This is a genomic window from Paracoccus sp. pheM1, from assembly GCF_018499825.1.
GTDB classification, from domain to species: Bacteria; Pseudomonadota; Alphaproteobacteria; order Rhodobacterales; family Rhodobacteraceae; genus Paracoccus; species Paracoccus versutus.
In genome coordinates, this window is the sequence record NZ_JAGXCX010000003.1 from 679,602 (window position 1) to 698,581 (window position 18,980).

25 protein-coding genes and 3 pseudogenes are annotated in these 18,980 nt (G+C 65.5%); 12 read left to right on the forward strand and 16 right to left on the reverse strand.

The annotated features are described in order from the left end of the window. Positions 1-49: 49 nt before the first annotated feature. A pseudogene (locus tag KF941_RS28230) lies at positions 50-145 on the reverse strand (IS5/IS1182 family transposase); the annotation flags it as partial. Here KF941_RS28230 and KF941_RS25965 point away from each other — a divergent pair. Then, on the forward strand, positions 144-437 hold the full coding sequence (locus KF941_RS25965) for a hypothetical protein (protein WP_240540683.1): 294 nt from the start codon (positions 144-146) through the stop codon (positions 435-437). The pseudogene KF941_RS28230 and the gene KF941_RS25965 sit on opposite strands and share 2 nt — an antisense overlap. Here the strand turns inward: KF941_RS25965 and KF941_RS25970 are convergent. Beyond that, complete coding sequence (locus tag KF941_RS25970) at positions 413-1,807, reverse strand: amidohydrolase family protein (RefSeq protein WP_214275007.1); 1,395 nt, start codon at positions 1,805-1,807, stop codon at positions 413-415. The genes KF941_RS25965 and KF941_RS25970 overlap by 25 nt on opposite strands. A 112-nt stretch (positions 1,808-1,919) precedes the next feature. Between KF941_RS25970 and KF941_RS25975 the strand changes: the two genes are divergently transcribed. Continuing rightward, positions 1,920-2,786: a LysR family transcriptional regulator gene (locus KF941_RS25975; protein WP_214275008.1), complete on the forward strand. Its 867-nt coding sequence runs from the start codon at positions 1,920-1,922 to the stop codon at positions 2,784-2,786. Between the two features lie 331 nt (positions 2,787-3,117). Here the strand turns inward: KF941_RS25975 and KF941_RS25980 are convergent, their stop codons facing one another. From KF941_RS25980 to ric, 7 genes and pseudogenes are all read right to left on the reverse strand, one after another. Continuing rightward, positions 3,118-3,558 carry a CBS domain-containing protein gene (locus tag KF941_RS25980; protein WP_140848572.1) on the reverse strand — a complete coding sequence of 147 codons (441 nt, stop codon included), beginning with the start codon at positions 3,556-3,558 and terminating at the stop codon, positions 3,118-3,120. Positions 3,559-3,570: 12 nt separating this feature from the next. Next, the gene (sdhD, locus tag KF941_RS25985; protein ID WP_346429031.1) at positions 3,571-4,014 is read right to left on the reverse strand and encodes a succinate dehydrogenase, hydrophobic membrane anchor protein; all 444 of its coding nucleotides are present in this window, start codon (positions 4,012-4,014) and stop codon (positions 3,571-3,573) included. Then, on the reverse strand, positions 3,951-4,328 hold the full coding sequence (sdhC, locus tag KF941_RS25990; RefSeq protein ID WP_214275010.1) for a succinate dehydrogenase, cytochrome b556 subunit: 378 nt from the start codon (positions 4,326-4,328) through the stop codon (positions 3,951-3,953). The genes sdhD and sdhC (KF941_RS25990) overlap by 64 nt, the downstream gene beginning before the upstream one ends. Positions 4,329-4,343: 15 nt before the next feature. After that, a pseudogene (locus tag KF941_RS25995) lies at positions 4,344-4,724 on the reverse strand (4Fe-4S dicluster domain-containing protein); the annotation flags it as partial. A 339-nt stretch (positions 4,725-5,063) separates the two neighbouring features. Beyond that, a complete protein-coding gene (locus tag KF941_RS26000; RefSeq protein ID WP_214273529.1) occupies positions 5,064-5,402 on the reverse strand; it encodes a carboxymuconolactone decarboxylase family protein in 339 nt (112 codons plus the stop codon). A 19-nt stretch (positions 5,403-5,421) separates the two neighbouring features. Then, positions 5,422-5,745, reverse strand: coding sequence for a hexameric tyrosine-coordinated heme protein (locus tag KF941_RS26005; RefSeq protein ID WP_214273528.1), 324 nt, complete (start codon positions 5,743-5,745; stop codon positions 5,422-5,424). 103 nt (positions 5,746-5,848) lie between these two features. Then, positions 5,849-6,520, reverse strand: a complete 672-nt coding sequence (gene ric / locus KF941_RS26010; protein ID WP_114536727.1) for an iron-sulfur cluster repair di-iron protein — start codon at positions 6,518-6,520, stop codon at positions 5,849-5,851. A 140-nt stretch (positions 6,521-6,660) separates the two neighbouring features. On the opposite strand from ric, the gene KF941_RS26015 reads away from it, so the two are divergent. Genes KF941_RS26015 through KF941_RS26025 form a run of 3 tightly spaced genes read left to right on the forward strand, consistent with a single transcriptional unit; the run spans position 6,661 to position 8,048 of the window. Then, positions 6,661-7,098: an Rrf2 family transcriptional regulator gene (locus KF941_RS26015; protein ID WP_214273527.1), complete on the forward strand. Its 438-nt coding sequence runs from the start codon at positions 6,661-6,663 to the stop codon at positions 7,096-7,098. 21 nt (positions 7,099-7,119) lie between these two features. Continuing rightward, on the forward strand, positions 7,120-7,578 hold the full coding sequence (locus KF941_RS26020; protein WP_214275012.1) for a DUF6522 family protein: 459 nt from the start codon (positions 7,120-7,122) through the stop codon (positions 7,576-7,578). Continuing rightward, positions 7,575-8,048 (forward strand): 2Fe-2S iron-sulfur cluster-binding protein, encoded by a 474-nt coding sequence (locus KF941_RS26025; protein ID WP_214275013.1) that lies wholly within the window; start codon positions 7,575-7,577, stop codon positions 8,046-8,048. Before KF941_RS26020 ends, KF941_RS26025 begins: the two co-directional genes overlap by 4 nt. On the opposite strand, the gene KF941_RS28235 is transcribed toward KF941_RS26025, so the two are convergent. From KF941_RS28235 to KF941_RS26060, 7 genes and pseudogenes are all read right to left on the reverse strand, one after another. Continuing rightward, entirely contained in the window at positions 7,999-8,328 is a 330-nt protein-coding gene (locus KF941_RS28235; RefSeq protein ID WP_240540629.1) for a VirB3 family type IV secretion system protein, read from the reverse strand. The two genes, KF941_RS26025 and KF941_RS28235, sit on opposite strands and share 50 nt — an antisense overlap. Beyond that, the gene (locus KF941_RS26035) at positions 8,328-8,660 is read right to left on the reverse strand and encodes a TrbC/VirB2 family protein (protein WP_214275014.1); all 333 of its coding nucleotides are present in this window, start codon (positions 8,658-8,660) and stop codon (positions 8,328-8,330) included. Before KF941_RS26035 ends, KF941_RS28235 begins: the two co-directional genes overlap by 1 nt. Beyond that, positions 8,657-9,111: pseudogene (locus KF941_RS26040) on the reverse strand (ATPase, T2SS/T4P/T4SS family); the annotation flags it as partial. The pseudogene KF941_RS26040 and the gene KF941_RS26035, both read right to left, overlap by 4 nt. Positions 9,112-9,159: 48 nt before the next feature. After that, positions 9,160-9,573, reverse strand: coding sequence for a LysR family transcriptional regulator (locus KF941_RS26045; protein ID WP_214275015.1), 414 nt, complete (start codon positions 9,571-9,573; stop codon positions 9,160-9,162). Between the two features lie 218 nt (positions 9,574-9,791). After that, a complete protein-coding gene (locus KF941_RS26050) occupies positions 9,792-10,796 on the reverse strand; it encodes an ABC transporter substrate-binding protein (protein ID WP_036759403.1) in 1,005 nt (334 codons plus the stop codon). 76 nt (positions 10,797-10,872) lie between these two features. Continuing rightward, positions 10,873-11,775, reverse strand: a complete 903-nt coding sequence (locus tag KF941_RS26055; RefSeq protein WP_240540630.1) for an ABC transporter permease — start codon at positions 11,773-11,775, stop codon at positions 10,873-10,875. Continuing rightward, positions 11,768-12,538, reverse strand: coding sequence for an ABC transporter ATP-binding protein (locus KF941_RS26060; RefSeq protein WP_214275016.1), 771 nt, complete (start codon positions 12,536-12,538; stop codon positions 11,768-11,770). Before KF941_RS26060 ends, KF941_RS26055 begins: the two co-directional genes overlap by 8 nt. Before the next feature lie 607 nt (positions 12,539-13,145). Here KF941_RS26060 and KF941_RS26065 point away from each other — a divergent pair. From KF941_RS26065 to KF941_RS26095, 7 genes are read left to right on the forward strand one after another with little or no spacing between them, the layout of a single operon-like run. Then, positions 13,146-13,853, forward strand: coding sequence for a 2Fe-2S iron-sulfur cluster-binding protein (locus tag KF941_RS26065; RefSeq protein ID WP_240540631.1), 708 nt, complete (start codon positions 13,146-13,148; stop codon positions 13,851-13,853). Beyond that, positions 13,850-14,185 carry a succinate dehydrogenase gene (locus tag KF941_RS26070; protein ID WP_240540632.1) on the forward strand — a complete coding sequence of 112 codons (336 nt, stop codon included), beginning with the start codon at positions 13,850-13,852 and terminating at the stop codon, positions 14,183-14,185. Before KF941_RS26065 ends, KF941_RS26070 begins: the two co-directional genes overlap by 4 nt. Continuing rightward, positions 14,185-14,526, forward strand: a complete 342-nt coding sequence (sdhC, locus tag KF941_RS26075) for a succinate dehydrogenase, cytochrome b556 subunit (RefSeq protein WP_214275018.1) — start codon at positions 14,185-14,187, stop codon at positions 14,524-14,526. Before KF941_RS26070 ends, sdhC (KF941_RS26075) begins: the two co-directional genes overlap by 1 nt. A gap of 9 nt (positions 14,527-14,535) precedes the next feature. Then, positions 14,536-16,293, forward strand: a complete 1,758-nt coding sequence (locus KF941_RS26080; protein WP_214275249.1) for an FAD-binding protein — start codon at positions 14,536-14,538, stop codon at positions 16,291-16,293. A 40-nt stretch (positions 16,294-16,333) separates the two neighbouring features. Further along, positions 16,334-17,290, forward strand: a complete 957-nt coding sequence (locus tag KF941_RS26085) for a fumarate hydratase (protein ID WP_036759410.1) — start codon at positions 16,334-16,336, stop codon at positions 17,288-17,290. Next, positions 17,287-17,955, forward strand: coding sequence for a fumarate hydratase C-terminal domain-containing protein (locus KF941_RS26090; protein WP_036759411.1), 669 nt, complete (start codon positions 17,287-17,289; stop codon positions 17,953-17,955). Before KF941_RS26085 ends, KF941_RS26090 begins: the two co-directional genes overlap by 4 nt. Further along, positions 17,952-18,959 carry a YeiH family protein gene (locus KF941_RS26095; RefSeq protein WP_072463786.1) on the forward strand — a complete coding sequence of 336 codons (1,008 nt, stop codon included), beginning with the start codon at positions 17,952-17,954 and terminating at the stop codon, positions 18,957-18,959. The genes KF941_RS26090 and KF941_RS26095 overlap by 4 nt, the downstream gene beginning before the upstream one ends. Positions 18,960-18,980: the final 21 nt, after the last annotated feature.

An 18,980-nucleotide genomic window follows, 5' to 3' on the forward strand; every position in this document is an offset into this window, starting at 1 on the left:
CAGCATTCTCGACCGCGATGCCGGGAGGCCCGCTACCGAAACCGGTCGCAGCCCAGTCCAGCCCGACAAGCCGCAGGAGGTTATCGATGAACCCCGTCGTTCGTCGGATCTCCACGCCAAAGAGCACCTGTATTGAGAGGCGCGTGGGCGAGAGGGTGACGGCGGTCGTGGTCCCGACTGGCTGCTCCGCCCTGACCGGGACGGATATGCTGGCCCTGCTGGAAGGGCGGCTGGCGAGGTTCAGGCAGCGCAAGCGCGTGCTGTTCGTGGACGAGTTACCGCGCAACGCCATGGGCAAGGTGCAGAAGAACCTGCTGCGCGACCGCTTCGCCGGGCTTTGCGACCAGGGTCCGGTCGCGCAGGCGGGCAGGAAATGGGGCAGGGCGGCGATGGCCGCCCTGCCTGTCGCGGGTCAGGCTCGGGCGACGCCGCCGTAGACCAGCCGGCCCTTGTGGAACGCGGCGCTGCGGGCCGAGCGCCGGGCCACCGCCTCGGCCGAGCAACTGGCCTCGGCCAGCGCGAACTCCGCCGCATCGCCGGGTTTCGGCCAGGCGCGGTCGCCCGCATCGTCCAGCGGCAGCACGTCGCCGGTGGCGATGGCCATGGCGCGGGTCAGGCCGAACTCGTCGCGCCCGCCGTAAAGCTGTGCGCAGAGATTGGCCTTTTCCAGCATGTCGCCGGTGCCGAAGGGCGACCAGTGGTCGATCACGCTGTCGGTGCCGGTCATCAGCGTCACGCCCTTTTCGCGCAGGCGCGGCAGGGGCATGGTCAGCGCCCCGATGGGCACGGTCGAGATCACCGTGACGCCCTGCGCCGCCATGCGCTCGGCCAGCGCGTCCAGTTCGGCCTCGGGCAGCGTCCCCAGCGCGAAGGCGTGGCTCAGGTTCAGCCGGCCCTTGAGTTGCGGGGTGCGCTCGACCGTCTCGACCATGTAGTTGATCGCGGCGGTGCCGGAGGGGCCGGTTTCGTGCAGGTGGATGTCCACCGCCTTGTCATGGTCCAGCGCGATCTGGAACATCGCGTCCAGAGACTGTTCCATTGCGCCGTCCACGTTGGTCGGGTCCAGCCCGCCGACGAATTGCACGCCCATGGCCATCGCCTCGCGCATCAGCCCGTCCACCTTGGAATGCAACAGGCCGTGCTGCGGGAAGGCCACGATTTCGCATTCGAAGCGGTCGCGGTGCTTTTCCAGCGCAAGCTGCAGATGCTCCAGGCTTTTCAGCCCGCTGACCGGGTCGATGTTGCAATGGCTGCGCGCCACGGTCGTGCCTTGCGACAGCAGCAGATCGATCAGCGCCTCGGCCCGCTGCTGCGAGGTGGGCAACAGCTTCGGCAGCAGGATTTCCTCGCGTGCGATCATGTCCATGATCGTCTTGCCCTGCCGGGGCAGCGGCGCCTGCCACGGCCCGCCATAAAAGGTCTTGTCCAGGTGGATATGCATGTCGCGAAAGGCCGGCAGCGCCAGCTTGCCCCCGGCCGAATAGCGCGGGACGTCCGGCGTCAGCGCGGCGCCTTCCTCCAGGATCGCCTGGATGCTGCCGTCGCGGATTTCCAGCGTATGCAGCGCGGTGCGGGTGGCGGTGATGTATTCGCCCTCGCGCTCGAAGCCGCTTTCAAGCCGGACCTCGGTCAGGTAGTAATGCGTCTCGGCGATCTCGCCGGTCAGTGCCAGTTCCTCGGCGGCCCCGGCCCCGGCGGCGGCTCCTGCGGCGCTGGCGGTTCCCATGCCCATCACGGCCGATGCGGTCATCAGCCCCCCGGTGCCGCACAGGAAGGCGCGGCGGCTGTGGCGGTGCTCGGTGTGCAAATGCGTTTCCTCCCGAATGTCGTTTGTCCTGCGTTCTGGATAAGCGCGACCGGGATCATCTGGAAATTAAATGTCCAGATGATAAACATCGTGAAATCGAATGGAGTCCGGGATGCTCGATCCGCGCCTGCTGCGCGCCTTTGTCGCCATCGTCGATAGCGGCAGCTTCACCCGCGCCGCGGAACGGCTGCACATGACGCAATCCACCATCAGCCAGCAACTGGCCCGGCTGGAGGATGCCGCGGGCCATGCCCTGATCGACCGTGCCGCGCGCCCGGTGCTGCCGACCCCGCAGGGCGAGCGGCTTCTGGGCTATGCCCGGCGCATCCTGGCCCTGCAGCAAGAGGCGGCGGCGGCGCTTGGCGATCCCAGCGGCACCAGTTCGATCCGGCTGGGCCTGCCCGAGGACATCTTCAACCCCGAGATGTGCGGGATCTTTCGCGACTTCACCCGGCAGTTCCCGCAGATCCGGCTGGACGTGACCGTCGGCCTCAGCCGCGAGTTGATGCGCCGCTATCGCGCGGCCGAACTGGACATCGTCGTGGTCAAGGAGCCCGCTCCCGAGAGCGATTGCCGGGCGCATTTTACCGAGGCGATGGCCTGGTTCGAAAGTGCCCTCCTGCCGCGCGACTGGCAAGACCCGGTGCCGCTGGTGGTGTTCCCGCCCGGCGGGCTTTACCGCGACGCCATGTTCGCGCGGATCGAGCGCGAGCAGCGGCGCTGGTATGTCGCCTTTTCCGGCAGCAGTCTGCCCAGCGTCATCCTGGGCGTCGAGGGCGGGCTGGGCATCACGCTTCTGCCGGTCGCGGCGGTCTCGGGCGCGCGGCTGCGGCGCTGCGACAGTTTCGGCGGCGAGCCGGCCATGGTGGTGTCGATCTATTCCTGGGAAAGCGCCGGTTCCATCGGCCGGCTGATCGGCGAGATGACCGGCCTGCTGTCCGAGCGGCATCGCCGCAGCCTGGCGGCAGCCGGCAGGTGATCGCCGGTCAGCCGGCGCCCCCCCCCCCCCGCATCCGCCAGTCCCAGCCAGCGCATCCGGCGATAGATGGTGCTGCGGTCCACCCCCGGCTGCCGCGCCACCGCCGAAATATTGCTGCCGCATACCCCGATCAGCCGGCGCAGCGCGGCACGCTCCGCGGCATTCGGGGTGCTGTCATGACGCGATTAGATGTTGTTTCGTCCGTGTTTCTTTAAACTGGTCACAGCAAACGAACGGGTGCCAAGCTGACCTGCTTTCCGAATCGGTCAAGTTTGTTTTCGGGGCGCTTACTCCTCGACGACGAGTGGCACGCAGATCCCCTGCGCCCGCGTCAGCGGTAGCCGATATTCATGACATAATCGTGCAGCAGGTTTTCCTCCTCCCGGACTTCCTGCAGCAGCGTTTGAAGAACATCGCGCGCATTCAGCACGCCGAGCGGGTGGCGATTTGCATCGACGATCGGAATGTTCTTGAAGCCGCGGGTCTTCATGATGTCCCAGACATCCTGGAGCCAACCGTCCGGGGTCACGGTGGTGACGTCGCGCGTCATCGCCTCGATGACGGGTGCGGTGCAGCTGGCGCCGGCACAGCGACCTGTCTGGCGGACCACGTCGGTCTTGGTCAGGACACCCGCCAGTCGGCCGGCAGCATCGCAGACCAGCAGCATGTCGCAGCCCTCGCCAAGCCGCCTTGCCGCCTGCAGAAGCGCCGCGTTCACATCGATCGATTGCAGGTGCCGGCGCGCAGTAGGCAGAAATTTCTGGATAAGCACGTGAACTCCTTCCTATGGCATCAGCGCGACGCGCAGCACCGAAGCGATGCCGAACACGACACCTGCAAAGCAGGCCAGCTGGATCGCCGCCGCGGCGACGAACCGCGCGCCGGAATGAATGTAGTCCTCGGCCAGAACCTGGAGCCCCAGCGCCGCATGATGAAAGCCGGCCATCAACAGCAGGATCATGCGCCCGGAATTGAGCGGCGCCGCCAACCGGGCCACCAGCTTCGCGTGATCCGCGGCCGCGCCGCCGGCCAACGCCAGGACGAACCACAGGACCAGCGGCACCAGACCCGCGGCCGAGACCCGCTGTGCCCACCAATGACCCGTGCCATGCCCCGCTGCTCCAAGGCCGCGTGCCCGTGCGAATGGCGGGATAGGGCGGATCGTCATGCCAGCCCCCATGTCCACAACGCCAGCGTCAGGATCAGGCTTGTCCCCACCACCGTCCATCCGCCGGCATAGATCGCGCGCAATTCGAAGCCCCGGCCACTGTCCCAGACCAGATGCCGGACGCCGTTGCAAAGATGGTAAAACAGCGCCAGCGTTACAAGAAAAAGCGCAATACGGCCAGGCACGGACAGCAGCAGCGCCTGCGCGCTTCCGAACGCATCCTGGCCCGAGGCGCCGGCCATCAGCCAGCCTGCGAGGCCGAAGGCGCCGAGGCTCAGCGCCACGCCCGAAAGCCGGTGCCCGAACGACAGGACGGAGGTCAGCTGTGGCCGGTAGTTCTGCATGCTGGGTGATTTTGGACGGCGGTGAGACATGGCGCTTCCTTCGTGTCAGCCTTGTCGCTCGATCATTTTCTTCTTGATCTCGGCGATGGCGCGGCCGGGGTTCAGCCCGCGAGGACAGGTGCGGGTGCAGTTCAGGATCGTGTGGCAACGATAGAGGCGGAACGGATCCTCGAGGGCGTCGAGCCGCTCGCCGCGTCCCTCGTCGCGGCTGTCGGCCAGCCAGCGCCACACCTGAAGAAGCGTGGCGGGACCTAGAAAGCGGTCACCGTTCCACCAGTGGCTGGGGCAGCCCGAGGTGCAGCAGAAGCACAGGATGCACTCGTAATAGCCGTCAAGTGCTGCACGCTCCCTGGGCGATTGCAGCCGCTCGCGCTCCGGCGCCGGCGTCTCGGCGTGCAGCCAGGGCTCGATCATCTCGTATTGGGCGATCAGCCCGGCCGTCCCGGCGGTGAACAGGTAAAGGATGCCGATGTCCTTGTGGTTCGTCGACATGAACCAGCGGGTGAAGAACCCCCGCTTCTCTTCGATGCTGTCGCTGATCTGGGCTGACATGGTCCTGTCCTTTATCTGTGCAGGCTCCGGTTTGCGGATACGCGGATGGTCGGGCGCGGCGGCAGGGCGACCTGGCCGGCCCTGCGGCTATCGGCAAGGCCAAGGGTGGCATCGAGCCTCGCGGTGATCTGCCGGACTGCCGCCGCGCCCTTCATGCAGGCCTCGACCCCTAGCCATGTTCCGCAAGGGACGGCAGCAGGGCATGGGCAGGCTTCACGCGCCATCGATCTGGTCCAGCACCGCAAGCGCCTTGTTGGCATGGGCATGGGCGGCCCCGGCGCGCATCTCGGCCGCGACCCAGATCGCCTCCATGATCTGCTCGGGACTGGCGCCCTCGCGGCGGGCACCCTTGACATGGCCCTCGATGCACCAGGGGCATTGCGTGACATGGGCCACGGCGACCGCGATCAGCTGCTTGGTGCGCTTGTCCAGCGCGCCGTCGGCAAAGACCGCCTTCGACAGCGCCAGAAAGGCATCGTCGGTCGCCGGCGCCAGCGCGTGCCGCCTTGCCGCAAGCGCGGCGCTGGCCTTGGGCATGGAGATGTCGGCCATGATCGTCCTCCGTTCAGGTTCATTCGCGCCAATAGTCGTTGGCCGCGGCGATGGTCGCGAACCAGGCCGCCGCCACAGCCGAGACGTCGATCAGCCTGCCCGCATCGGCCGCATAGCCCGGCCGCCCCGCCCTCAGCGCCGCGACATCGGGCTGGGTCGTCCCGACCGCCCGCCGCGCCATGCCGATGGCCAGGTCGAAGCCCTGCTGCGGCGTCCGGGTCTGCAGGCTGGGCAGCCATGTCTCTTCCGCCGCCGCGGTCGTGGCGGGCTGGCCGGTCTGGGCAAGGCCGGCAGCCGGCAGCAGCGCCAGCGAGGCGGCGAGGATGCAACCGGGTCGGACCATGGAACCTCCTCCTTGAAGGGGTGGCAAAAGGCGGGCTTCGGGGCGTCGGATGCGGCGCCGGCGGCGGGCGGCGCCGCATGAAACAGCGGGCGGGCAGCGGGCCTCATGCGGCCTTTTCAAAGCGCGGGAACAGCACGTTGTTTTCCAGATGGATATGCTCCATCAGGTCGGCCCGCAGCTGCGCGGTCCCGGCGTAAAGCGCCTGCCAGGTCCGGCAGGCGCCCTCGGGCAGGGTATGGTCCTGCGTCAGCCGCGCCAGCTCCGCCAGGAAGGCGCCGTGATCGTCGTGATCGTGCCGCATCTCGGCGATGGGGGCGGCGATCCGGTCCGCCGCCTGCCGGCGCATGGCCGGGAACAGGATCAGCTCTTCCTTCTTCATGTGCACCTCCAGTTCGCCCCATATCCGCTGCAGCAGGTCGGCCAGGCCGCCGGGCACCTCCGGGTGGCCGGCATGGACCGCCTCGACCTTGCGCGAAAGCGCGATCAGCTCGGGGATCTGCCGGCGATGCGCCTGGTGATAGCGGGTCTGGATATGGTCGATCAGCGCCCCGGTCTCGCGTGGCGCATCGGGGATCGCCAGCGGGTCGAGGTCGCCCAGGACCGCCTCGAGCGCGCCAAGGTCCAGTTGGCGCCGATTGGCCGCCTCGGCCAGCGGCACCTCTCCGTGGCAGCAGAAGTCGATGCCGAAGCGGCGGAACACGCCGGACGCGCCGGGAAGCCGCGCGGCGATCTCGCCGACCGTCCGGTCGTGCAATGGGAATGTGGTCTGGGGCATGGCTGTCTCCATGAGCGGGGGATCTGACGGTGAGTCGGGCGCCGCGGGGCAGGAGGATGCGCGAAGCCCATATTCGGTACTTGCAATGCCGAATATCCGCCCACATAATCGGTATTGTCAATACCAATTCAGGAGAGCCGATGCGTCTTGCGACCTTTACCGACTACGGATTGCGGGTGCTGATGCGCCTGGCGGGGGCGCCGGAAAAGCCGATCTCGACCGGGCAGATCGCCAGGGAGTTCGCCATCTCGCAGCATCACCTGGCCAAGGTGGTCAGCGACCTGGGGCTTGGCGGCTTCGTGCGGTCCGAGCGCGGCAGGTCCGGCGGGCTGCGGCTGATGCGCCCGGCGCATGAGATCACGCTGGGGCAGGTGGTGCGCCATCTGGAGCGCAAGTTCGCCATCGTGGAATGTTTCCGCGCCGACGGCGGTGCATGCGTCCTGCGGCCGCACTGCCGCCTGCGGCCGCAGCTTTCCGCGGCGCGCGAGGCCTTCATGGCCGAGCTGGACCGCACGACGCTGGAGGATTGCGCCTGGCCCGGAGCGGGTCCGGGAGGGCGCGTGGTGGCGGCCGAGTGAGGCCGGGAAAGAGAGGCGGCGATGCCTGGGATCGACTTGCAGCAGGACGGCGCCCGGATCGACGCGGCCGTCCTGGCCAGGGCGTTCGGGATCAGCGCCGACGATTTGCGGCAGGGCATGCGCGACGGCACGATCACCAGCCGGTTCGAGCGCGGCGCGGGCAAGGATGCCGGCACGGTGCGGCTGATCTTCTTTTCGTCCAGCCGCCGCATTCGGATCACCGCGGACGCAAGCGGCAGGATCCTGAGCTGCGGCGCGCTGGATTTCGCCCGATCGCCCGGCCCCGGAAGCCCAGGCGCGGAGGCCGGCGGGGATCACGAGACCCCCTTGCCGGCGAGGGACCGGGATCCGGGACAGGCGGCGCATGTCGAGACGCTTCTCGACCTGGCGCTGCAAGGAACCTTCCCCGCCAGCGACCCCATCGCCATCACCATCGACGCACAGCCCCGGACATCCCGCCCACAAGGCGAGGGGCCATGATCGTCGATCGCTCGGACGAGGTGCCGCGTCTGAAGTGGCCACGGCGCTTTCCGGTCCCGCGCAACCTGGGTGTGGCGGTGCATTCGCGCATCGCCGAGGGGAAATCCTGGCCCGCGCCGGAGGGCGCCACGCGGATTGCAACGCTGCGCATCTATCGCTTCGATCCCGACGGCATGGCCGGCCCGCGGTTGGATACGTTCCGCGTCGATCTGGACGATTGCGGGCCGATGCTGCTCGACGCGCTGATCTGGATGAAAAACAGGATCGACCCGACGCTGACTTTCCGGCGTTCGTGCCGCGAGGGCGTAGGCGGGTCATGCGCCATGACGATCGATGGCACGAATTGGACCGCTTGCACCCGCGCCATGGCTGATCTGGCCCAACCCGCGACGATCTTTCCGCTGGCCAACCTACCGGTGATCAAGGATCTGGTGCCCGACCAGAGCCGAGCCAGGCATCGACGGCGTTGATCGTCTCGATCATGGCGGTGAAATCCCGGCCCTGAACGATCTTTTCGACCAGACGCAGCTTCTCATCGGCGACGCGGGCGTTTTCGTCCCAGACGGTGATCGTCGCGGTGACATAGGCCGACCAAAGCTGCAACCCGAGGCCGACAGCCCCGGCCAGCGTGCCGTTGAGGATGGCGACGCTCCGGGGCGCCCCGCCGAGCAGGATCGGCTCGGTCAGGGCGCGATGCACCGGGACCGAGAAGCCTGGAACCGCGTCCAGTTGTTCCAGCCCGGCAGACATCACACCGGCGCCCCGCCGCCGAAGCTGAAGAAGGACAGGAAGAAGCCGGAGGCCGCGAAGGCAATGGAGATGCCGAAGACGATCTGGATCAGGCGCCGGAAGTCGCCGCCTGTGTCCCCGAAGGCCAGGGTCAGCCCGGTGACGATGATGATGATCACTGCCACGATCTTCGCCACCGGTCCTTCGACCGAATCGAGGATAGATTGCAGCGGCGCTTCCCAGGGCATCGAGGAACCGGCAGCATGTGTGGCCGGAGCGATGAACAGACTGACATAGGCAGCGGTCGCGGCCGTCGCGGCGTGATGGTGGAGGCGCAGGGCAGGACGGATCATTCTGGTTCTCCAGTGTTTTCTGTCGTGTCGGTATCGGGAATGACGGAGGCGATGCGGTAGTCGCCATCCGGGCCGAGGCCTTCCACGCGGGCGAGTTCGACCAGCGGGCGGGATGCGCCACGGCCGGCAAGCACGGCAATAAGATCGATGATCTCGGCGATCAGGGCGCGCGGCACGATGACGACGGCCTCCTGGATCAGCTGTTCGAGCCGCCGCAATGCGCCGATCCCGGATCCGGCATGGACGGTGCCGATGCCGCCGGATGGCCGGTCGTCCAGGCTTTGAGCAGGTCGAGGGCCTCGGCACCGCGCACCTCGCCGATCGGGATGCGGTCGGGGCGCAGGCGCAGCGAGGACCGGACCAGATCGGACAGCGTAGCGACACCATCCTTGGCGCGCATGGCGGCAAGGTTGGGCGCAGCGCATTGCAGTTCGCGGGTGTTCTCGATGATCCGTCCGCGGAAGAAATGCCAGGTCGAGATGCCCCCAGAGCACCCCTGTTACGCCTGACTCCGAGGTGACCTCGCTGATTTCGACCTGACCTCCGGGTACTTCGCATGGAAGGTGTTAGGCAATTCGGCAAGGAACCCGCCGGACAGGGAGGTCATGATGCCGATGCGCAGAATTCCGGTTGCGCCCTTCTTGAAGTTTCGGGCGCTGTCGACCGCCCGAAGGAGCGTGGTCATTCCGCGCTCGGCATCCTCCACGAACCTGGCTCCGGCAGGGGTGAGGTGGGCTCCAGTCGTGTCGCGCTCGAAGAGCTGGAAACCCAGCCTTCGCCCCAGGAGGCTGACGCGGCGGTTGACGGTCGTGTACGATAGATCGAGGCTCTCGGCCGCCGCGCTGAAGCTGCCGAGGCGCGCGACGAGGATCGCATAGTGGAGAAAGCGGAGATCGAGGGCGATGTCAGGCATAATGAGCCTCGCGCGATGGGCGCAATAGATCGTTCTGGACTGCAAGCTCCACGGAACTGGGCTGATGGAAGCGACACTTGGTCTGAGGATTTCTGGCTTAGAGCCAGGTAGAAAAAGGCTTTAGCGGGCGCAGCAGCGCCCGCTGATCGAACACAGTACTGACTATCCAGGAAATAGACCGCCTCAGCATTCCCCTTACGATGCACACAAAAGAAAAGTCAGCTTCCGTCGCGGTCATGGACCGTGTCGAAGAACAGGTCGCGCCAGTCGTCGGTATCGCTGGCGATCAGCCCGACCCGCGCCATGAAGTTCACATAGGGCAGCAGGCGCTCGGGCGTGGTCGTCCATTTGGTCTGCGGATCCTGGATCAGGGCGACGATCTCTTCCTGGGTCAGGTTCGTGCTCTCGGCCCCGGCCCAGATCTGCGCAGCCTCTTCGGGGTTTTCCTTGATGAAGGCGATGCTTTCCTCAAGCGCGGCCATGAGCGCTCCGACGACCTGGGGGTTCTTCTCGACGAAATCGTTCTTGGCCCAGAGGACCGTGAAGGTGTGGGGACCGTCCAGGACGTCGTAGCTGTCGAGAATCTTGCGGGCCTGCCCATCCTTCACCTCCTGGTTCTGGAAGGGTGGTGAGCCGAAATGGGCGTTGATCTCGGACTGGCCGCCCAGAAGGGTGAGTTGCGCATCGGGATGGCCCATCGAGACCGTGTAGGTATCGAGGTCGGCATGCTTGCCTTCGCCCAGATATTTCTCGGCCGCCATCTGCAGGGTGATGGCTTGGATCGAGGTCTTGACCGCGGGCAGGGCGATCTTGTCGCCTTGCGAGAAATCGGCGATCGATTCGATCTCGGGATCGGTGGTGACAAGATGCAGCGGCATCGATGACAAGGCGGCCACGCCCTTGATCGTGAGGTTGTTCTGCGTCCGCGCCCAGATCGTCAGCATCGGCGTGGTGCCGCCTGCAGCGATATCCAGATTGCCCGACAGCAGTGCCTCGTTCATGCCCGAACCGCCGGTGAAGCGAAGCCATTCGGTGGTGACATCCACGCCGGCCTCTTTCGCGTGCTTTTCCAGCAGGCCCTGTTCCTGCACCAGAGTCAGCGGCATGTAGCCGATGCCGAACTGTCGGGCCAGCCGGACATTGACGGTCTCGGCGACCGACGGCAATGCCCCGAAAACCGAGATGGCTGTGCCAAGCGCGGCGGCCAGCTTGAAGTGTTTCATGTCTCTCTCTCCCTGAAGCTACGGATTCCCTGTCCGTGAAAAGCCCGCCCCTTTCGGGGCAGGCGGCTGTTCGATGTCAGTGCTGCACGCCCCAGCGCTGGATGGTGTAGCGCTCGACGGTGCGGAAGATCAGGTTCTCCACGATCAGGCCGATGACGATGACGGTCAGCAGGCCGGCGAAGACCTTGGGGATGTCCAGCAGGTTCTTGTTCTCGAAGATGAACCAGCCGAGACCGCCCGAGCCAGAGCTGACGCCGAACACCAGCTCGGCCGCGATCAGCGTCCGCCAGGCGAAGGCCCAGCCGATCTTCCGCCCGGTGAGGATGCTGGGGAAGGCGGCCGGGATCAGGATCTTCGTGATGAAGCCGAAGCCTTTCAGACCGTAGTTCCGGCCGACCATCTTCAGCGTCCTGCTGACGCCCAGAAAGCCGGAATGGGTGTTCAGCGCGATGGCCCAGGTGACCGAATGAACCAGCACGAAGACCAGACTGGCATTGCCGAGCCCGAACCAGATCAGCGCCAGCGGCAAGAGCGCGATGGCCGGCAGCGGGTTGAACATCGAGGTCATGGTTTCGAGGAAGTCCGTCCCGATCCGCGATGCCATCGCCAGCGCGGTCAGCGCGGCGGCCAGCGCAATGCCGATGACATAGCCGGTCAGCAGGACCTTGACCGACACCCACGCCGCCGCGGGCAGGGTGCCGTTCATCAGCGAGCTGAAGAAGGCGCCGGCCGTGGCCGTGAAGGTCGGGAACAGCAGGTCGTTGTTCAGAATCCGGCCGTAGATTTCCCAGATGCAGGCCAGCACGACCAGGATGAACAGCTTGCGCAGCCACGGCTCGCCATAGAGCGTCTGGAAAAGCGAGAGCGGCTGTTCGACGATATCCAGTTCGCCCCCCTCGACCTCGTCGTGATAGATCTCGGGGCGGTCGGTGGCGGCGCCGGGGCGATGGGGCATGACGCGGGCGGTCGCTTCAGGCATGTTCCACCTCCTCGGGTTCGTGGGCGAAAAGCATCTGGTGGATATGGCGCTCCAGCTCGGCGGCCTCTTTCGGATCCGTGGTGCTGTTCAGCTCGGCCTTGACCCGGCCCGGATGCGGAGACAGCAGCAGGATGCGGCTGCCGACCTTGATCGCCTCGGCGATGGAATGGGTGACGAACAGCACGGTGAAGCGGGTATCGTCCCAGAGCTTCAGCAACTCGTCCTGCATCTTGCGCCGGGTCAGGGCGTCCAGTGCGGCGAAGGGTTCGTCCATCAGCAGGATGTCGGGCTCCATCGCCATGCCCCGCGCGATGGCGACGCGCTGCTTCATCCCGCCCGACAGCATGTGCGGATGGCTGTTGGCGAATTTGCCCAGGCCCACCTTCTCGACATATTCCATCGCCTTTTCCTCGGCCTGACGGCGCGACATGCCCTTGGCGTTCTGCAAGGCGAAGGCGACGTTCTGCTTGACCGTCTTCCACGGCAGAAGCTGGTCGAATTCCTGGAACACCATCATCCGGTCGGGGCCGGGCTGGGTGATCTTGCGGCCCTTCAGCGTCATTTCGCCCTCGGTGGGGGTGATATAGCCGCCGACGGCCTTCTGAAGTGTGGACTTCCCGCAGCCCGACGGCCCGAGCAGGATGAAACGGTCACCCTGATAGACATCGAAGCTGACGCGATAGGTTGCCGTGATCAGATGATGTGGCGTCTTGTACTGAATTGTGACGCCACGAACGGCAAGCAGCGGATCCTGTTGCTGCATGTCTCCTCCCTGCGGTTTCTGGCACGCGGCCCGATACGGGTCGCCCTGATGCTGGCTGCTCCCCCGGAAAGAGGGGAATGGGGTCGATAGCGGTTCCTGCATTCCTCCTTGCAGGTCAGGCGGCGCCCCTGAGACAGCGCATAGCGCCGGTCAGCACATGGGCCACCTCGTGGGAACACTCTATGTGAAAATTTTACTGCCACAAAAACATTAATTCTTATATGTAATGAAAGGTAAATTTACCATAGATCCCTGCGCCGGCAGGTGAGGAACAAGGATTATCCTTATCTGACAACTGGTTGATGGCGGTATCGGGGTGGGGCAGTCATCTATCCTGCTCCCTTTCGGTTCGGCTGCGGGCAGGGTGCTGGTCAACAGGAACAACTTGCCGCGGAGCCCGTCTGTCGTCGTCTGCGACCTGTTTTGCTGTGTGGATTGGTTGAATTCGCGGGCGCCGGCGCGCGCATTTCATGGCGGCTCGCATCAGATCATAAATTTTACTTACATAACTATTTAGTATTAGTTCCTTTATGTTAGATAATATCGAGTATACGGTGACAGCACGAGACGAGCCAACAGGTGTGCTGTGAGCGAGATTACAAAGACAATGGAGGTTTCGGTCTGGCGCGGATCGGGAGATCAGGGCGCCTACGAGACCTTCTCGGTGCCAGCCCAGGACAATCAGACCGTACTCGATGTCGTCAGCTGGATTCAGCAGACCGTCGATCCGTCCCTGACCTATCGCTATGCCTGCCGCGTGGGCATGTGCGGTTCCTGCGCGATGATGGTCAACGGCCAACCGCGCTGGACCTGCCGGACCCATGTCAAGCGTGTGCTGGCGGATGGCAAGCTGCAGATCGGTCCGCTGCGGAACCTGCCGGTGATCAAGGATCTGGCGGCGGACATGGACCCGTTCTTCGACAAATGGGTGGAGGCCGGCGGCGTTCACAAGCCCAGCCGCAGCCGCGCCGAACCGATTCAGGAGGTCAGCCCGGAGGAGCCCGGCCGCGTCGTTGCGAATACCGCGATCGAATGCATCAACTGTGCGGTCTGCTATGCCTCCTGCGATACGGTCGCGGGCAATCCCGATTACCTCGGCCCGGCGGCGCTGCAACGCGCCTGGACGCTCTATAACGACGTGAAGGTGGAGGACCGGCAGGCCGTCCTCGACACCGTGACCGGGCCGGGTGGCTGCACGAACTGCCATTCGCAGGGCAGCTGCACGCGCTTCTGCCCGAACGAACTCGATCCGCTGAGTGCCATCGCCGGGCTCAAGCGCGCCGCCGCGCGGTCGTTCCTGAAGGGGAGGGGATGATGCTCAATCTTCATTACTACATGGCGCAGCGGCTGAGCGCGATGGTCATGGGGCCGCTGGTGCTGGGGCATCTCGCCGTCATGATCTACGCCATCCAGGGCGGGTTGAGCAGCGCGGAGATCCTGTCGCGCACGCAGGGAAGCATCGCCTGGTTCCTGTTCTACGGCGCATTCGTGGTGGCGGTTTCGGTCCATGCGGCCATCGGGCTGCGAGTGATCGTCCACGAGGTTACCGGCCTGCGCGGGCGGTGGCTTGAGATCTTCACCTGGGGCGTCGGGATCGTCCTTCTGTTCATGGGGGCGCGCGCCGTTTCGGCCGTGACGATGCTGTGATGATGAAGCCGTATCGCAAACACCCGCTCTGGCTGGCCTATATGCTGCACCGGCTGTCGGGGCTGGCGCTGGCCCTGTTCCTGCCCGCGCATTTCTATGTGCTGTCGCTGGCGCTGACGCGGCCGCAGCAGTTGGACCGCTTCCTGAGCTTCGCCGACAACCCGCTGGTGAAATTCGCGGAATTCGGGCTGGTTTTCCTGTTGGCCGCACATTTCTTCGGCGGGCTGCGCCTGCTGGCGCTGGAGTTCCTGCCCTGGTCGCCGCGGCAGAAAAGCCTCGCGGCGGCAACGATTGCCGGCGCCTTCCTGATCTCCGGAACCTTTCTTCTGCGGGCGGTGTGAACCATGCCATTGAAATTCGACATCGAACGGGACGAAACCGACATCCTGATCCTCGGTTCGGGCGGGGCGGGGCTGTTCGCGGCGCTGCATGCCCAGCAAAGCGCGCCGCCGGGCACGCGGATCACGCTGGCCGTCAAGGGGCTGGTCGGCAAATGCGGCTGCACGCGCATGGTGCAGGGCGGCTATAACGTCGCGCTTGGCGGCGGCGATACGGTCGAGCGGCATTTCATGGACACGATCAACGGCGGCAAGTGGTTGCCAAACCAGGACATGGCCTGGCGGCTATGCGAGCAAGCCGTCGTCCGCATCCGCGAGCTGGAAAACGAGATCGGCTGTTTCTTCGATCGCAACCCGGACGGCACGCTGCACCAGAAGGCTTTTGCCGGCCAGACCGCAGACCGCACCGTCCACAAGGGCGACCTGACCGGCATCGAGATCATCAGCCGGCTGATGGAGCAGGTGCTGGCCCGCCCGATCCGCAAGCTGCAGGAACACCGCGCCATCGGGCTGATCCCGACCGCGGACGGGGCCTCGCTGGCGGGGGTGCTGTTCATCGACATGCGGACAGGCCGGTTCCGCTTCGTGCGCGCCAAATGCGTGATGATGGGCACCGGCGGCGGCCCGACCATGTACAAGTATCACACACCCTCGGGCGACAAGACCATGGACGGGCTGGCCATGGCGCTGCGCATCGGCCTGCCGCTGCGCGACATGGAGATGGTGCAGTTCCATCCCACGGGCCTGCTGGCGGGCGACCACACCCGCATGACCGGCACGGTGCTTGAAGAAGGCTTGCGCGGCGCCGGCGGTCAGCTTCTGAACGCGCGCGGCGACCGCTTCATGTTCGACTATGACGCACGCGGCGAGCGGGCCACGCGCGACGTGGTCAGCCGCGGTATCTATGCCGAGATGCGCAAGAACAACGATCCTGCGCAAGTCGGCATGTTCATTTCCATGAGCCACCTCGGCCCCGAGAACGTGCGCAAGAAATTCGCAGGCATGGTCAAGCGCTGCGCCGACAGCGGCTTTGACCTGGCCGCGGGCAAGGTCGAGGTGGTGCCGACCGCGCATTACTTCATGGGCGGCGTTGTCGTTGATCCCGATACACGCACCGAGATGGAGGGGCTTTATGTCGCGGGCGAGGATGCCGGCGGCGCGCATGGCTCGAACCGTCTGGGCGGCAATGGCGTGGCGAACTCGACCGTCTTCGGCGGCATCGCCGGCGACGTGATGGGCGCCGACATTCGCCGCATGGGTGCGCTGCGCGATCCCGACGAAACCGTGTTGGCGGCCGAGGTCGCGCGCGCCTGCCATCCGTTCTCGCGCACGGCGGCGCCGATCCAGCCGCTGCGCCACAAGCTGCAGGAGGCGATGTGGGAGGATGTCGGCGTCATGCGCACCGGCGCCGGCCTGCAGCGCGGCCAGAAGCGCATCGCCGAGATCCGGGACGAGCTGATGCAGACCGGAGTCGATCCGGCGAACCTGGCCTTCAACCTGACCTGGCACGACTGGCTGAACCTGGCCTCGCTGGTCGAGGTGTCCGAGGTCATCGCGCGGGCGGGCGAGTTGCGCGAGAACTCTCGCGGCGCGCATTTCCGCGAGGATTTCCCCGAAAGCGGCGATCTTGAGACCTCGTATTTCACTCTCGCGCGGAAACAGGGCGACGACCTGACGCTGAGCCGCGAACAGGTGCAGTTCACCATCGTCCGCCCTGGGGAAACGATCCTGCCCGCGCATGAACCCGAAACGCTCGTTGCAACCCAGTGAGAGGGGCCGGGCGCGCGTCCCGGCACAGGAGGAAGCTGACGTGATACCGATCAACCTGATCCAATCCACCGCCGAGGATCTCATGGCCAAGGCCGCCATCGAGATTCCCGACGATTACCTGCAGGGACTACAGGCCGCCGCGAAGACCGAGGATGGCGACCTGTCGTCCTTCGTGCTGCAGGCGATGCTGGAGAATTACGAGGCTGCCAAGCAGGACCGGCGCGCGATGTGCGGCGATACCGGCACGCCGCGCTGGTATGTCAAGATGGGCAACGACACCCGCATCGAGGGTGGTCCCATCGCACTCGAGGAGGCGCTGCGCCGTGCCACCGCCAACGCCACGAACGGCGTGCCCCTGCGGCCGAACCGGGTGCATCCGCTGTGGCGCACCGACCACAACAACAATGTCGGCATCGGCGCGCCCGAGATCGAATATGGCTATGAGCCCGGCGGCGAATGGATCGATCTGATCACGGTCCACAAGGGCGGGCTGTTCGGCACCGATTACCGGATGCTGTTCCCCTCGGACGGCATCCAGGGCATCAAGCGGTTCTATCTCGACAGCCTGGTGGCCTTCGGCAAGCGCGGGCTGGCCTGCCAGCCGGCGATCATCGGCATCGGGCTCGGTGGCTGCAAGGACACCTGCATGGTGCTGGGCAAGCGCGCCGCCTGCCTGCGCACGGTGGGCGACCGCAACAGCGATCCGCGCATCGCTGCGCTGGAGGAAGAGTTCAAGGAACTCGGCAATTCCATCGGCATGGGTGCGATGGGCTTTGTCGGCAAGAACATGGTGATCGATACCCATATCGAGGTCGGCTACTGCCATACCGGCGGCATGCAGATGTCGGTCCATGCCTTCTGCCTCTCCTCGCGCCGCGCCGTGGCCCGCATTTATCCCGACGGGCGGGTCGAGCATCGCACCGATCCCGACTGGTTTACCCCCTATCAACGCCGCGAGACCGTGGGCTGGGACATGGCGATGGAGGCCGCCGAATGAAACCGCGTGAAGTCATCCTGTCCACCACCCCCACGCCCGAGGAGATCGCCGCGCTGCGCATGGGCGACATCGTCTATCTGAACGGGCTGATGTATACTGCGCGCGAAGGCGTCTATATGCGCGCGCTGGAGGACAAGGCGAACATCCCGATGGAACTGCCGTCGCAGAGCGCGGCGAATTTCCATTGCTCGCCCGCCGCGACCATCCGCGAGGATGGCAGCTTCGACATGGGCGCCGTCACCGCCACGGCCAGCTTCCGCTTTGCGAAATGGCTGCCCGAGTGGATGGCCAAGACCGGCGCCAAGCTGATCATCGGCAAGGGCGGCATGTCGTCCAGGGACTACAAGGAATATTTCGTCCCGAACGGTGCCATCTACCTGTCCACCGTGGGTTACGGCACCGGCGCGCTTCTGGGCCGCGGGGTCGAGAATGTCGAGGCCGTGCACTGGAACGAGGAACTCGGCCTGGCCCAGGCGATGTGGGTGATCCGCTGCAACCGGATGGGGCCGTTCCTGGTGGCCTCGGACCTGGAAGGCAACTGCCTGTTCGAACGCGAGAACGCCAAGATCGCCGAGAACCTGGAGCGCGTCTACGAAGGCACCAAGCCTGCCGTCCTGAAGCGGTTCGGCGAGACCGATGACCGCCGGGATGAACTCATCGGATGAAGCAGTTTGCTCTTGCTACGCCATCCATAGCGCGGCTGCTGTTCCCCGGCATTCTCTCGGCTGTCACGGTAGCGCTGGCCGCACGCTTCCTCTCGGATCACTATGGCGCGCCGATCATGCTTATGGCCCTGCTGCTCGGCATGGCCTTCACTTTTTTGGCTGAACCGGACTCCTCGACCGCGGCTGGCATCGAGTTCGCCGCAAAGAAGCTTCTGCGTTTCGGTGTCGCTCTGCTGGGCCTCGGTATCACGGTTCAGCAGATCGCAGCAGCGGGGCTGGGTGTCGTCTTCATTACCTTTGCCGGCGTCGGGCTGACCATCGCTGCGGGCGTGATCTTGTCCCGACTGTTCGGCCGCTCGCTGTCCTTCGGCCTGCTGACGGGCGGCGCAGTTGCGATTTGCGGTGCCTCGGCGGCTCTGGCGATCTCGTCGGTGCTCCCCAAGGACGATCCCAATCACGAGCGCGACACCATCTTCACGGTCATTGCCGTCACCGCGCTGTCGACACTGGCGATGATCGTCTATCCGATGGTCGGTGCGGCACTCGGCATGTCCGAACATGCGATGGGGGTCTTTTTCGGAGCCACCATCCACGACGTGGCACAGGTCGTTGGCGCCGGCTATTCCGTCTCAGACGAGACCGGGGCGACCGCCACCTTCGTCAAGCTGCTGCGCGTCGCGCTGCTGGTCCCGGTGGTCGTCACAATCTCGCTATTGTTTGGCAAAAGCCGCGCGCCCGGCCAGTCGCTGCCGATTCCTTTCTTCGTGATCGGCTTTGCCGCGCTGGTGCTGATCGGCAGCGCCAAGCTCATCCCGCCCGAAGTGACGGCGTTGTTGCTTGAACTGTCCCGTTGGTGCCTGGTCACCGCCATCGCCGCGCTCGGAATGAAAACCTCGCTGAAAAAGCTGGGCGAGGTCGGCGGTACCGCGATCGGCATCGTCTGCTGCCTGACCGTGCTGCTGGCTGTCTTCGCGCTGGTCACCATCCACCTGCTTCATTTCTGAACCAAACCTGACTGAAGGAAG